Origin of the sequence: Gimesia maris (assembly GCF_008298035.1) — a bacterium.
GTDB classification, from domain to species: domain Bacteria; phylum Planctomycetota; class Planctomycetia; order Planctomycetales; family Planctomycetaceae; genus Gimesia; species Gimesia maris.
Genome location: NZ_CP042910.1, coordinates 3,239,615 through 3,252,921, shown reverse-complemented (window position 1 = coordinate 3,252,921; position 13,307 = coordinate 3,239,615). Strand labels below are relative to the sequence as shown.

The window sequence follows — 13,307 nt, the reverse complement described above, 5'->3', positions numbered from 1 at the left end:
CCGCGCCTGTTGGCTTTGGCTCTGTACCTCTATTACTCACCTGTAAAATCAATTGATCAATTTATATCGATGAGTTCACAGCATAATATTTTGTCTCTCACGAATCAGATCAAAGCCAGTCGCATCTGCCTGATCAAACCCAGCGCACTGGGAGATGTCGTTCAGACACTCCCCATTTTACCTGTGCTCAAAGCAAGATTTCCTGATGCTCAGATCTCCTGGGTGATTCGTGACAGTTTTGCAAATCTGCTGGAAGGTCATCCCTGCCTTGATGAAATCATCCCTTTCAGCAGACGCAGTTCTGTCCCCTACTGGTGGGGTTTCCTGAAAGACCTGAAACAGCGCCAGTTTGATCTCGTTCTCGATCTGCAGGGATTGATGAGAACCGGAATTATGACCGCTGCCACACGCGCCCGCTGGCGGATTGGAATTGAAGCTGCTCGTGAGGGTTCTCATCTGGCTTATAACATGACGATTCCAGAAACGAGTCGCTCTGTCCCCGCCTATCAGAAGTACTGGAATGTGGCAGATGCCTTTAAGACTGAAGAAACCAGCAGGGAAACAAGGATTTATATCAGCGATCAAGACAAAGCCTGGGCGCGGAAGACACTTTCTACCGGAGAGCGGTCCTGTCCCACTCTGGCTATTCATGCCGGGGCACAATGGATCACCAAACGCTGGCCGCCGGAAAGTTTTGCTGCCGTCGGTGCTAAAGCAATCCGCCACTTTCGCTGTAACATCGTTCTGGTAGGCACTGCCGAAGAACGTCCATTGACCAGCCAGATCGAACAACTGCTGCATAAATTTGTGCCGACAGGACGTGTCCTCAACCTGGCAGGGCAGACGACACTGAAGCAGTTAGCTGCCGTATTAATGGAAACAGATTATTTACTCACCAATGATTCCGGACCTATGCATCTTGCTGCAGGACTGGGAACTCCCGTCACAGGGATCTTCACCTGCACGAGTGCACGACGCTCGGGACCTCCGGGAGATCAACACGAACTTGTCTCCACGAACGTTGATTGCGCTGCCAGTTACCAGAAACGCTGCCCTAAACGGGGTCCACAAAATTTGTGCTGCATGGACGAACTGGAAGTCACTCGAGCCTGGCAGGCGCTGTACCGACTGATCTCAAGCCAGGCTGCACAACGGGACTCCAGCGCCGCTTGAACAGAGCACAATCCTACCGTTCCGGTCGCTTCAATTCGTAATAACGGCTGAGAACCCTCACTCGGTAGATCTGATATGCCGTGATCAATCCCAGGATCGCCAGCACCATGCTGTATATCACAGGATACTGCCATAGCACAGACAGTTCGGGCCTGACCAGTACGAGTACAGTGACCGCCAGCAGCGAAAGTACCGTGGTAAATAATACCAGTCGCACATAGAAAAACAGACCGGCTGAAACGATTAACATGGGATAGCCAATCAATAATATTCCGATCGGTGCATCTGCAAGAACCAGTAACCCGGTTAACAGTGATACATCAGCGGCCGACCAGCAGAAACGGACTTTAATTTTATTATTGAGATGATCCAGCCCCCATTGGAAAAACAGAGCCAGTGTGGCCCAGAGTGCAAACAGAGTCATGATCTTCAGATGGTAATTGAAATCGACCCCTTGAGTCGAATACACGGTCTGAATAATTCCACTCGCCAGCCCGATCGCAGAGAGACGTGATACCAGCGCCGGCTGCCTGCGGAACCAGCGCTGGAACTGTTGCCTGAGGTTTGCAGGCTGCGCCAGGACGGGATCCCCCGCGATAAACCGCTCCAGATCTTCCGCCAGTTCCCGGGCTGTCTGGTAGCGATCTGCCGGATCTTTTTCAAGACATTTCAGGCAGATCAGCTCCAGAGGTCCGGGGATGTTCACATTCTGTATCCGAGGCAGGGGAGGTTCTCCTTCAATCACTGCTACCAGCGATTCCAGCGGGCTCTGTTGCTTAAAAGGAGAAACTCCCGTCAGCAGCTCATATAATATGATCCCCAGGCTGAAAATATCGCTGCGTGTAGAAATTTCATCCAACTGCCCCGCCGCCTGCTCGGGGGACATGTAACCTGGGGTACCAATAATCATTCCACTCTGAGTTTGTGCTTCGCGTTCATCACCAGGCTGGTGAGACGCAAAAACTTTCGCAAGTCCAAAATCGGTTACGTAGGCCACTCCCTGATCATCAATCAGGATGTTCGATGGCTTCAGATCACGATGGACAATCTCCTGGGAATGCAAACAATCAACGGCTTTGACAACCTGCTGCATCAGCGAAGCGATCTGGTAATAATCCCGGTCAGTGCCTTGATTCAGAAAGCCTGGTCTGGTATTCGCTAACGAGCCTCCCGAAATGTAATCCATCGTGAAGTAATGCTGCCCCAGATGCTGACCGACTTCATGAATGGAAATGATATTGGCATGCTGCAGCCGTCCCGCCGCCCGGGCCTCCTGGTAAAACCGGCGGACCTGTTCTTCTGATGCAAACTGATGACCTAATATTGTTTTTAAGGCAACGATCCGGTTCAAGTCTTTCTGGCGGGCTTTATAGACAATTCCCATACCGCCACGCCCGAGCTCCTCCAGCAGTTCATAGTTGCCGAATTCCGTCACTTCAGTTGGAGCTGTCCGTCGAGAACTCTCAGCAGAATGGATCAGCGTGGCGTCGTCAGGTCCCAGAGACTCTGCTAAGTGATCGCTTTCTTCTCTGCTGGGGGCCAGATGCTCAAGCGAATCCAGACATACCATCAGAGGTTTTAATTCCGGATTAATAGACTGCAAACTATGACAGCTTTCCTGATCACTGTTCTGCAGATAGTCCACATATTGATTCAGCACTTCAATCACGGACTCAGATGTTTGATCCTGCTCGTTACTCACGGTTTTACACTCTCTCTATAACCCGTTCACTACAGAAAATCATTTCCGTTCTTCAGGATGCTCCAGACGCTCCTGCAGCTGGTTTAACGCCCTGAGCCAGAGCATCTGGACAGCGCCCGGGCTGCGGTTCATCCTTTCCGCGACCTGTTTAAAAGAAAGCCGTTGCAGATTCCGCAGCATAATCACTTCCTGATAATCTTCAGGTAGTTCAGAAACCGCTTCCGCCATCAGAATTTCCTGCTCGCGATTCATCAGAATTCGACTGGGAGTTTCCGTTGAATCTTTCATCTCCCATTTCTGAGCAGTCGAGCGTGAATCTGCAGTTCCATACTGATCGAATGAAAACTCCCGCTTCACATCCCGTTTGGCTGCTCCCTGAAATTGTCTGGCAAAATCCAGCGTATTATGTTTCAGAATACCCCGCAGCCAACCCAGCCATTCGGCTTCGGTTTCCCCTTTGAACCGCGCCAGCCCCTGATGTGCCTCCAGTAATGTCTGTTGCACCAGATCGGATGCATCAACCTTCGTACGCATCCAGCCTTCGATTTGTGCCCGGGCAATCAGTGATATATAGGCACGGCATTTCTGCAGCAGTTCATTTTCAGCAGCCTGATCTCCAGCACGCGTGCGTTGAATCAGCTCTTGAAAATGGGTTTGCGACATAGTTGTTACCCGGACTCCAATTAGACTCAGTTTGTTGACTGATCATCCTGACAGAAAACAAAGCGGCGCTTAACCATCACTTCTTTTTATACTTGTTGCTGGCTTCTTTGAGCAGAGTCCGTTCCTGATCAGTCAGACTGGCTTCGCCCTCCCGACTGATTTTCTCCAGAATCGCGTCTACTCGCTCATCAAGGCTTGCCTTGGAAAGGTGAGAGTCTTCCTCAGTAAAAACCCGGAGTTTCTTTTTTCTGGCAGAGCGGTTTACCTGAAAACGGCTCCATTTACTGTCGAACTGCCGAGTCAGATTCCAGCCATAATATTTATAAGCCACTCCAAAAGCAGCTCCTCCCAGGTGAGCAAAGTGCGCGACAGCGTCACCACCGGGATTGATAAATCCAAACAGATCGACGGCGGCATATAATACGGCCAGCCAGCGTAATTCGATGGGTATCACAAAAAACAGGAGAACCGTCATACGCGGGAAGTACATGGCCGTCAGAAAGACCACCGCCATTACTCCACCTGAAGCACCGATCACCGGATTGGGACTGATCCCGATATGACACAGCCCGCTGATGACGATTGCAGAGAGATAGAAGGTGAGAAACTCACGGGAACCCAGAATCGGTTCCACAGCACGCCCGAACATCCAGAGCACAAACATATTGAAAATAATATGCGTAGGGACCTTCAGCGAGTGACAGAAACCATAGGTCAGCAGGCGCCAGATCTGAAAACTGGAAAAGAACGATTCTCGATCGAGCGCCAGATAATTGAGAATGGTTGGCGCGCCCCATTCAACCAGAAAGACAGCGATGTTCGCAATCAGGATATATTTAATGGCCCAGCCACCAGAGGACGCGCCAAATGAGCGGTAATTCCCCCCACCACCACTTTCATGCCGCAGGTAATCCCGGCTCTCAATCCCCATTGCCCAACTTATCCTTATGTGTCAGTTCGTAATTCCGGACGTCTGCAGAGGAGACGCCTGCCATCCATGCTGGTGTAGCGTGAACTCACTCCCACTCATCAGTGATCATGATTTGGGTTTGGGGAGCTGATTGCTGAGTTTACTCACTTCATCAATCAGTTCCAGTTGTTTCTGGTAAATCTTAATCAGATCACGTCGCAATTGATCTGTTTCAGCAAATTCCTGATTTCGTTCCTGTTCTTCTTCTTCCAGACCAGCGACCAGCCCTTTACGGAGTTCGACAGGCAGAAGTTCATCTTGTGGTGCCGTATCAGAACCGATCAGTTCACTCACGCGGGCTTCCAGTCGCTCTTTCGCAGCCGCCAGTAGACGATTCAGATCCTGTAATCGCCCCTGCGTTAACTTGAACTCCTCTGCGTCTTGCACCAGTTCATCCCGCAGGTTTCTCAGCGTGTTCATATAATTCAGAGGCACCAGTTCCCTGAACCGCCAGGGGCCACTTTTCCAGGTAACGACTTCTCCGGGTAAAGGAGGGTTCACCAGTTCCAGCGAATTCCGACTATTGGGAGTGAAACGGAAAGCACCGACAAAACTGGAGCCTCCCGGTTTGGTAGAGTCAGGCTGGAACGCATAGAAAACCTGTGAAGCTGCTGCTGCATCTGACATGTCAGGCCCTCCCAGCGTCTGATTTCCATTCAGCCGGACCCCGACCTCTCCTGTTTGAGGATTAACATTTGCTTCAGCATCCCAGTAACGATCCCAGCCCAGCATGGTCCGAGTCAGTTCGCCAAGAAGTTTTTCACGCTCTTTTTCTTTGGCTTCGATTTCTGACGCGTTCTTCTGAATCTGAGTTTTATTCTTCTCAACAACTCTGAGCCAGCTTCCCCGGACATCCAGCATTTTGGATGTCAAAAGAACTGCCCCCACTGTTGCAATGGCGACGAACCAGACCAGGATTACTCCGGATTTATGCATCTGTATTGGACCTTGATGGAATCAGACGAGATTTACTCTCGTACTCTTTATTGAATCTTGAAATACCTATGTTCGGTATATTTTAACACTTTTCGTAGCTTCAGCTTCTCCGCATGATTCTCTGTGTCAGCAACTGCGATCCCCTGTTTCTAACATCGACGCTCAGGAACTCCCGATAGAAAATAATTCGACTGGTACCAATTATTCGCACAGATCCCTGAGAGATCTGTCCAGAGGGACTGAAAAGCGGCAAAAAGCCAATCAGGACTATTACTTAATGATAAGTCCCTCTGTAAATCAGGGTCAAGGAGAAACCTGTATTATACGACTTCTCCTGATTGGATAATCAATAAAACCGATAAAAACAGACCAAATATGCCGTGCTGTCGAAATAAAACTACGATACCTGCTCAACAGTCTTCTAATAACGTTAACGGGACTGCTTGAATTCCTCTACTTTCTATCCCCTCTTTCCGTGCAATTAACACTCGAATGGCTTATAAAAGATTCAAAATATAAAATAGTTCAGATTCACAGCTTCCAACATTTTTCTGTCGTTCTGTTTGTTGCGTTTTTTCAGGCGCTGATTACCCTATCTAAAACAAGCTACACAAACAGATTCGAATTCATTCACAGTGTTTTCCAGAGTGCGATTCTCACAGCAGTCGCTTCTGACCCGTTTTCAGCCTTCAAACTCTTCACCAGAGGTCTCCGAATATGTCAACAGTGACAGTCAAACGAACTGAACTCAAACCGGGCGAAGTATTGTGCAGCTATTGCACGGCCCGTTGTTGTCGTTATTTTGCGCTGCCAATCGAAACTCCTGAAACCTGGGAAGACTATGACCATATGCGCTGGTACGTCATGCATGGAAGCTGTGCCATTTTTGTCGACGACGACGTCTGGTTCCTGATGGTTTACGGCGACTGTAAATACCTCCTGGATGATTATCGCTGTGGTAATTACGAAGATCGACCTCAAATCTGCCGTACTTACACAACTGATGAATGCGAATACGACAATGATGGTACCTACGACCGCCTGTTCGAAACTCCGGAACAGATCTGGGAATACGCGCATGCCGTCCTGCCACCCAAAAAGAAGAAAAAGAAGAAAAAACCTGCCGCTGAAGCGACCCACCAGAAACTTCCGATTGTCCATATTTAGCTCAATTGCTGAAATCACTCGCATTTTCAATTTTCATCAAGGCAGCAATGAACTCAGCTGCCATTCAATCCGGTAGAACGACAGTGAAAAAAGACTTAATTGAACCACGGACTCTCAAAGGGTTCCGAGATTATCTCCCCTCAGCGATGATTCCCCGGGAACAACTGATTGAAACAGCCAAATCCGTCTACCGCAGTTATGGCTTCAGCCCCATCGACACACCGGCTCTGGAATACACTGAAATCCTGACGGGGAAGGGGGGCACTGAATCGGATAAGCAGATGTTTCGCTTTGAACAGGGAGGTCGGGACGTTGCCATGCGTTTTGATCTGACGGTACCTTTTGCCCGCTTTGCTGCACAGAATATCGGTGAACTGGGTACCCCGTTTAAACGCTATCATGTCGGCACGGTCTGGCGTGGTGAACGCCCTCAAAAAGGTCGCTACCGCGAGTTTGTCCAATGTGATTTTGACACTATCGGCACTACATCGAATTCTGCGGATATCGAAACCCTGTTTATCATCCATGACCTGATGGTGAAAATCGGTTTCTCCGATTTTACGATTCACATCAATAACCGCAAGATTCTGAACGGTCTGCTGGAAAGCCTGGATCTCCAGTCACGTTCGGCGGAAGTACTGAGGGCACTCGACAAGCTCCCCAAGATCGGTGCTGACGCTGTCATCAAAGAAATGCAGGAACAGGGCGATCTCACACAGCAACAGGCGGAAAAAGTGATTTCCCTGACCACTGTCGAGGGCTCCACAGCAGAAATACTGAATTCGCTTGAGAAACAGCTGGTCGGCAATGAATGTGGAGAGCAGGGGGTCGCTTATCTAAGGGAAGTCTTTGACGCCGTCGACAAGGCGGGCATCGTCAGCGAACGAATCGTCCTTGATCCCTCAATTGCCCGGGGACTCGATTATTACACCGGAACGATCTATGAAACCTTCCTGAACCAGTTGCCTGGAATCGGGAGTGTCTGTTCTGGAGGGCGTTATGATAACCTCGCAGAACTGTTTACGACTCAACAACTGCCAGGTGTCGGAGCCAGCCTGGGTCTGGATCGCCTGCTGGCCGCCATGCAGGAGCTGAATCTGCTGGACGAGATTTCAACTCCCGCCCCAATTCTGGTTACACAGATGGATGCAAAATACACTCCCGACTATCTCAGAATCGCTCGCGATCTCAGGATGTACGGTTTTAATGTCGAAGTCTACCCGGACACGAAAGCCATCAAGAAACAGTTCAAATACGCCAATCGGCATGGTTTCAAAATTGTGATCGTCGCTGGAGACGATGAATTTGAAAAACAGGAATGGCAGGTCAAGGATATGCAGACGGGAACCCAGACGGCCGTCCGCAAAGAAGAACTGCTGGAACACATCAGACGGATACTGGCATAGTGTCTTATCAGACTTGGAATGACACATTGACCGAAATGGTCGGTACGCGCGTTGCGTGCTCGCCTGACATTGACCACCTGTCAATTCAGGATTAATGGACCATTAATCGCCGCTCACGTTTCTGTCAAATTTCATTCATACTGCAGTTGATATTACTCCCCCAAGTATAGATACTTACAGTATCTCACAACCCTGCTCACAAAAGAACAGATCTTCTGATCATCTTTTATCCGGGACAGTAATACATATGGTAATTCGCAGAAACCATTATGATGCTGCGTTCGAGGCATACCTCCGCGCCCAAAAAATTCCTTACGTGGCAGTGGATGAGAAACGACGCGCGCTCGCAAAAGACGCTTCCATCAAGTCACTCGACTTTATCGTCTACGCCAGCCAGGGCCCTAATCTCCTGATTGATGTCAAAGGTCGCACTGAAATCTCGCCGAATCAGAATCAAAGCCGTCGCTGGGAAAACTGGGCCACTCTGGAAGATATACAAGGGCTACAGCAGTGGCAGGAATTGTTTGGAAATGACTTTGTCTCTGGCTTTGTTTTCGCTTATCAGCTCCCTGAAAACTCGATCTCCAACAGCCTGGAAAAGCTATTTGAATTTCGGGGAAACCTCTACGCGTTCTATCTGGTCAAAATCGATGAATATCGACAAAAAATGAAACCCCGCTCTGAAAGCTGGCAAACGGTCTTTCTACATCAGCAGGATTTCCAAGAACTGCGAAAACCCGTTGATGCCATCATACAAGCCTGAAACATGATTCAGCTGAGTTCCATTGAAAACCAGTACAGTATCCGTATTTCAGCAATGGAATTCCGGTGAAATCACTCCCGTTTTTAACCGGAACAGCCTTTTCAGGATGCAGACAACCACATCTGATGTTACAATCCTCATCAGGAACCGTGTTCAATCCCAATCCAAGTTTTTAATCTTTGATTATGAAGAGAAATCAAAACATGCCCGAACGCTTCTGTCAATTCTGTGTTACAACAGGCGTTTTACTGGCTTCAGCTGGAACTGTTCTGGCCCAGGAAGAAACACGTCAGAGTGGACTGGTAGAGACATCTCAGACATCAGTTGTCGAATACATCCTGGTGGCAGTCCTGGTCGGACTGGCATTATTTGCCATCTGCCGTACCAGTCATCGATCCTGATTATTCTTATTCACTCCTGCCTGCTGATATCAGTTCCTGAACACATCTCATAAACAACAGCACTTTTATTCCCTGGGGTCTCCATCCCCCTGGAAACGCTACAATTAACCTGGACACAGGCTAATGCCATCAAAGATTTCGGTCAAAGAGCAAACTTCCCGCAGGGTTGTCATTACGGGGATTGGCCTGATTACTCCTTATGCTGTTGGACGCGAACAGTCCTGGCAAAAACTGCTCTCCGGTCATTCTGCGACCAGACTGCTGCAGGATCTGTCGAATCAGCTGGGACGCCCTGTCACAGGGGGGGTGATTCCCGACTCTGATCTCTCTTCATCATCGCTCACTCATGCTCCTTTCCAGAATGATCCTTCCATCAATCTGACTCTGAAAGCAACCAGCGAAGCGATCAGGGATGCAGGACTTGACCGAAGTCGACTTTTCAGTGAATCAGCGGGATGCGTCATCGGATCCAGCAAAGGGGGAATCGCTGGCTATGCCGAACTGGCTGCCGCCTCTTTCGGTAACTCGACAGCAAACAACTCAATCCCACCGGAATTCTGGCTCCAATGTCTGCCTGATGCATGCAGCCAGGCGGTTGCCGCCGAGTACGGACTACAGGGAGCATCGTTGACTCCGGTTTCAGCCTGCGCCACCGGTCTCTCCAGCGTCATGCGAGGCGCCGATTTAATTCGAGACGGCATTTGCGACACTGTGATCGCAGGCAGCACCGACGCTTCCCTGGTACCTGCTGTACTGGCTTCGTTTCAACGGATGGGGGTGCTGGCAACGGACTTCCCCTCACCAGCACAAGCCTGTAAACCGTACGACAGCCGGAGAAATGGATTTGTCGTAGGCGAGGGAGCAGGGATCTTAATCCTTGAATCCCTGGAGCATGCATTAGAAAGAAATGCAACCCCTTATGCAGAATGGCTGGGAGGAGGACTGGGCGCTGATTCGACGCATCTGATGCAGTTCGATCCCGCCGCAGAAAGCCTGGCTCGATTAATTAAAGATACATTGCATCGAGCAGATGTCTCGGTTGCAGAACTGGACTACATCAACCTGCACGGGACTGGTACACAGATCAACGACCTCTATGAAACCCGGGCACTGCAGAATGCACTTGGTGAGCTGGCACAATCGATTCCGTGTTCCAGCCTGAAGGGGGGCATGGGACACCTGCTGGGGGCAGCCGGCAGTGTCGAGCTCGGGTTCACATTACTGGCGATGCGGGATAACATCGTCCCCCCGACATTGAACCTGGAACATCCTGATCCACAATGCAATTTGAACTATACACCTCGAGTGGCGGTTCCGAAACCTGTCAACACCGCGCTGAAGCTCTCATTCGGATTTGGCGGTCATCTTGTCGCCGGGATACTGCGTTGCTGGCAACCCTCGCGCTAAAGCAGAGTGGGAATCACATTTCCTGAAGCGCTGAAACGTATTCATCATTCGTGATACCGTTCATTGCTCGAAACGAGCTGATTTCACAAATTCCCGAAATTCAGCATCGATATTCAAGAGCTGCTCGCGCGGTCCAGTCAATTTCAGATAAAAGTCTCGGGGACTGCGCGGAATAGCAACCCCGATCATGCGCATACCCGAAGCCACCTGGGAATCAATTGCGGGACCAGAATCAAAGGTACCTCGCAAATCCAGCCAGACCACATCAACACCATCCACACGCATCGTTTTTTCGAGAGGACTTTCACCGGGCTTCAACTGAAACTGTCCCTTCCATCTCTGCAGATTCGCAGCGATTCCTCCTCCAACGGAAGAGAGGGTCAACTTGACATCATTGCCCGCTTCAGGAATCCTGAAACTGGCTGAAATCATGCCCTGTTGCGCAGGGGAGAGGGCAACCTGTTTCCAGCCGTGTGGTACCTGAAACCGGATACCGTCAATTACGGTTTCTCCCCCTGAAGCTGAATTATTTTCTTTGGTTTCGTCATTCGAGACAGCCATGGCAGGCGCCATGGGAATCGGTGGATCAGCCTGTTCTGTGGATGGTTCTGATCCACATCCCTGTATCAGAGAACAGGACAGTATCAGAAGATGAGAGAAAACAACCCGATCACGATGGACGTCAAATTTCACCTGACAGCTCCCGGTTGGCAGATCACGCTAGCGACATCAATAGCGACATCAATAAACACTGCTGAAGTGTGTCAGTTTAACCGTTCCTGCCAGCCTCAGCCAGAGTTTCTGCCTCTGCATTATATTTTTGAGAGAGGCGGGTGATCTCATCCCGGATTTCAAAGTAGGCATCAATAACATCAGAATCCCATTGCAGTCCTTTTCCTTCCCTGAAGATATTCTCCAGACGTTCCAGTGGCATTCCGTTTCGATAGGGACGGTCACTTCCCATCGCATCGTATGCATCTGCTACCGCGATAATCCGAGCCATCAATGGTATATCAGATCCCCGTAATCCGTCCGGGTAGCCGCGTCCATCAATCTGTTCGTGGTGATTTCGTATACCTGGAAGGATATTCTTCAGTTTTTTAATCCCCGTCAGGATTTTATAACCAATCATTGGATGTTTTTGAATCTGCGAAAACTCTTCGTCAGTCAGTTTTCCTTCCTTACGGAGAATACCGTCATCGACGCCGATTTTCCCGATATCATGCAGCAGCCCCGAAAGATAAATGTCCTGAATAAACTCGCCTGAATAGCCCAGCTGTTTTGCCAGTTGCTGTGCAATCAACGCGACCCGCTCACTATGACCACGTGTGTATGGATCTTTGGCATCCAGCGTGGAGATAAATGACTTCACAAAGCTCAACATCAGTTCTTCCTGTTGAGCGTAGAGGTCAATATTTCGTAAATGCGTCCCCAGAAATGATGCGACTGAATTTAACAGGCTGGCTTGTATCGTTCCATACTCTTCACTTTTGAGTAAATTACAGCTGAGAATCCAGCCAAAGGAATTGATGCCATCAGAGACAGGCACCAGTACCAGATTATGCAGGTCTGGGAATTCAAGAGACAGCAGAGAACTCTCTACCTGGTTGATTACCAGAGGTTTATCCCAGTGAAATCCATCAAACTGAGCCACGAGCCGTGCCAGCTTCAGTTCATCAAAGTCAGTCTGACTGTCAGACAGGAACTGCGACGTATTATCCTGGGCTTCAAACCAGATTATATTTGTCTCAGCTTCAATCAGAGTGCTGATTCGATCCAGGCAAAGCTGGCCCAGTTGTTCCGGAGTTTCTGAAATCTTTAAATGCTGAGCGACCTCATGCAACAGGCTGATTTCTTCAAATGTCTCATCCAGACACTCCGATAAATTATCAACCTCGTCGTTTAACTGAGTGAGCTGCTGTTCTTCCTCAAGGTGTAGCACAGCCAGGCTTAATAAGGCATGCAACGATTTCACATCCAGGACCCGCTGGCTTTCCAGCCAGAAATCCAAATCTTCAGAACTCCACTCCTGCTTGACTGCGGATAATACCATCTCCGTCAGCTTCCGCTTTTCTCTGGAAAACACAAAACCAACTGCGATAAACCGCTGTTTCGCATCTCGCAGCAGGGGGATCAGAAAATGAGTAATCCCATTCGGGTTTTCAATGAGTGTGAGCCCTTCCACAGTCTCAATCTCGTTGAGAACATCTGCAGGGAAATAGGCGAGGGATTGCGCATTCGACTTGTTGTGGAGAAGCTGCTGATTACTGTCGAAGCAGTGCATCGACAGGCCTGTCAGCTCTGAAATCCGCTTCAAACGACTGAGAGCAAGCTCATTCTTTGCGTCCTGATGCAAAGAATGATCCCATTCACCGCCACGTTTGCTGAAGTTCGACAACTTCTTTAATGAGTCAATTGTGCCTAAAACCATAATCCGATCTCAACTTTCTAAAGGTAATTTCCCTTAAAAAGCTAGTTCGCAAACACCAGTCCGCAAATCAGAAATCACATCTGGACAACGATTGCCGGCTCTTTCCGCCAATCCTGAACTTTTCAGCCGGAATACGAGCCAAATAGACTCAAAACAGCTTTAAAACAGGGATAGTGAACAATCCCTGCGACTTTTTCTGTAAACCGTGATCATTTGAATCATGAACCTGTCGCGGATTCGTGTAAGCGGTCTCACCTTGATCCATAAGCCGATATACGTAAGAGAATT

General features: G+C 49.3%; 12 protein-coding genes. 6 read left to right on the top strand and 6 right to left on the bottom strand.

Going from position 1 to position 13,307, the window contains the following annotated elements; genetic code table 11:
• Positions 1-90 precede the first annotated feature (90 nt).
• Positions 91-1,173, top strand: a complete 1,083-nt coding sequence (locus GmarT_RS12100; protein WP_230682328.1) for a glycosyltransferase family 9 protein — start codon at positions 91-93, stop codon at positions 1,171-1,173.
• A 13-nt stretch (positions 1,174-1,186) separates the two neighbouring features.
• Here the strand turns inward: GmarT_RS12100 and GmarT_RS12095 are convergent, their stop codons facing one another.
• From GmarT_RS12095 to GmarT_RS12080, 4 genes are all read right to left on the bottom strand, one after another.
• Complete coding sequence (locus GmarT_RS12095) at positions 1,187-2,875, bottom strand: serine/threonine-protein kinase (RefSeq protein WP_002648156.1); 1,689 nt, start codon at positions 2,873-2,875, stop codon at positions 1,187-1,189.
• Positions 2,876-2,914: 39 nt separating this feature from the next.
• Positions 2,915-3,538 carry a sigma-70 family RNA polymerase sigma factor gene (locus tag GmarT_RS12090; RefSeq protein WP_002648157.1) on the bottom strand — a complete coding sequence of 208 codons (624 nt, stop codon included), beginning with the start codon at positions 3,536-3,538 and terminating at the stop codon, positions 2,915-2,917.
• 76 nt (positions 3,539-3,614) lie between these two features.
• Positions 3,615-4,469, bottom strand: a complete 855-nt coding sequence (locus GmarT_RS12085) for a rhomboid family intramembrane serine protease (protein WP_002648158.1) — start codon at positions 4,467-4,469, stop codon at positions 3,615-3,617.
• A gap of 105 nt (positions 4,470-4,574) precedes the next feature.
• On the bottom strand, positions 4,575-5,444 hold the full coding sequence (locus GmarT_RS12080) for a hypothetical protein (protein WP_002648159.1): 870 nt from the start codon (positions 5,442-5,444) through the stop codon (positions 4,575-4,577).
• 717 nt (positions 5,445-6,161) lie between these two features.
• Between GmarT_RS12080 and GmarT_RS12075 the strand changes: the two genes are divergently transcribed.
• From GmarT_RS12075 to GmarT_RS12055, 5 genes are all read left to right on the top strand, one after another.
• Positions 6,162-6,611: a YkgJ family cysteine cluster protein gene (locus GmarT_RS12075; protein WP_002648160.1), complete on the top strand. Its 450-nt coding sequence runs from the start codon at positions 6,162-6,164 to the stop codon at positions 6,609-6,611.
• 47 nt (positions 6,612-6,658) lie between these two features.
• Entirely contained in the window at positions 6,659-8,017 is a 1,359-nt protein-coding gene (gene hisS / locus GmarT_RS12070; protein WP_044239412.1) for a histidine--tRNA ligase, read from the top strand.
• 247 nt (positions 8,018-8,264) lie between these two features.
• A complete protein-coding gene (locus tag GmarT_RS12065) occupies positions 8,265-8,780 on the top strand; it encodes an HYExAFE family protein (protein WP_002648162.1) in 516 nt (171 codons plus the stop codon).
• A 203-nt stretch (positions 8,781-8,983) separates the two neighbouring features.
• A complete protein-coding gene (locus tag GmarT_RS12060; RefSeq protein ID WP_002648164.1) occupies positions 8,984-9,181 on the top strand; it encodes a hypothetical protein in 198 nt (65 codons plus the stop codon).
• 123 nt (positions 9,182-9,304) lie between these two features.
• On the top strand, positions 9,305-10,588 hold the full coding sequence (locus tag GmarT_RS12055) for a beta-ketoacyl-[acyl-carrier-protein] synthase family protein (protein WP_002648165.1): 1,284 nt from the start codon (positions 9,305-9,307) through the stop codon (positions 10,586-10,588).
• Positions 10,589-10,648: 60 nt separating this feature from the next.
• Here the strand turns inward: GmarT_RS12055 and GmarT_RS12050 are convergent, their stop codons facing one another.
• The gene (locus tag GmarT_RS12050; RefSeq protein ID WP_002648166.1) at positions 10,649-11,281 is read right to left on the bottom strand and encodes a hypothetical protein; all 633 of its coding nucleotides are present in this window, start codon (positions 11,279-11,281) and stop codon (positions 10,649-10,651) included.
• A gap of 76 nt (positions 11,282-11,357) precedes the next feature.
• Positions 11,358-13,019 carry an HD-GYP domain-containing protein gene (locus GmarT_RS12045; RefSeq protein ID WP_002648167.1) on the bottom strand — a complete coding sequence of 554 codons (1,662 nt, stop codon included), beginning with the start codon at positions 13,017-13,019 and terminating at the stop codon, positions 11,358-11,360.
• Positions 13,020-13,307 lie beyond the last annotated feature (288 nt).

Excerpts from the sequence above, each read along its gene's own strand:
- GmarT_RS12090 (WP_002648157.1), bottom strand. The coding sequence starts at position 3,538 with ATGTCGCAAACCCATTTTCAAGAGCTGATTCAACGCACGCGTGCTGGA.
- GmarT_RS12085 (WP_002648158.1), bottom strand. The coding sequence starts at position 4,469 with ATGGGGATTGAGAGCCGGGATTACCTGCGGCATGAAAGTGGTGGTGGG.
- hisS (WP_044239412.1), top strand. The coding sequence starts at position 6,659 with ATGAACTCAGCTGCCATTCAATCCGGTAGAACGACAGTGAAAAAAGAC.
- GmarT_RS12045 (WP_002648167.1), bottom strand. The coding sequence starts at position 13,019 with ATGGTTTTAGGCACAATTGACTCATTAAAGAAGTTGTCGAACTTCAGC.
- GmarT_RS12080 (WP_002648159.1), bottom strand. The coding sequence starts at position 5,444 with ATGCATAAATCCGGAGTAATCCTGGTCTGGTTCGTCGCCATTGCAACA.
- GmarT_RS12055 (WP_002648165.1), top strand. The coding sequence starts at position 9,305 with ATGCCATCAAAGATTTCGGTCAAAGAGCAAACTTCCCGCAGGGTTGTC.
- GmarT_RS12060 (WP_002648164.1), top strand. The coding sequence starts at position 8,984 with ATGCCCGAACGCTTCTGTCAATTCTGTGTTACAACAGGCGTTTTACTG.
- GmarT_RS12065 (WP_002648162.1), top strand. The coding sequence starts at position 8,265 with ATGGTAATTCGCAGAAACCATTATGATGCTGCGTTCGAGGCATACCTC.
- GmarT_RS12075 (WP_002648160.1), top strand. The coding sequence starts at position 6,162 with ATGTCAACAGTGACAGTCAAACGAACTGAACTCAAACCGGGCGAAGTA.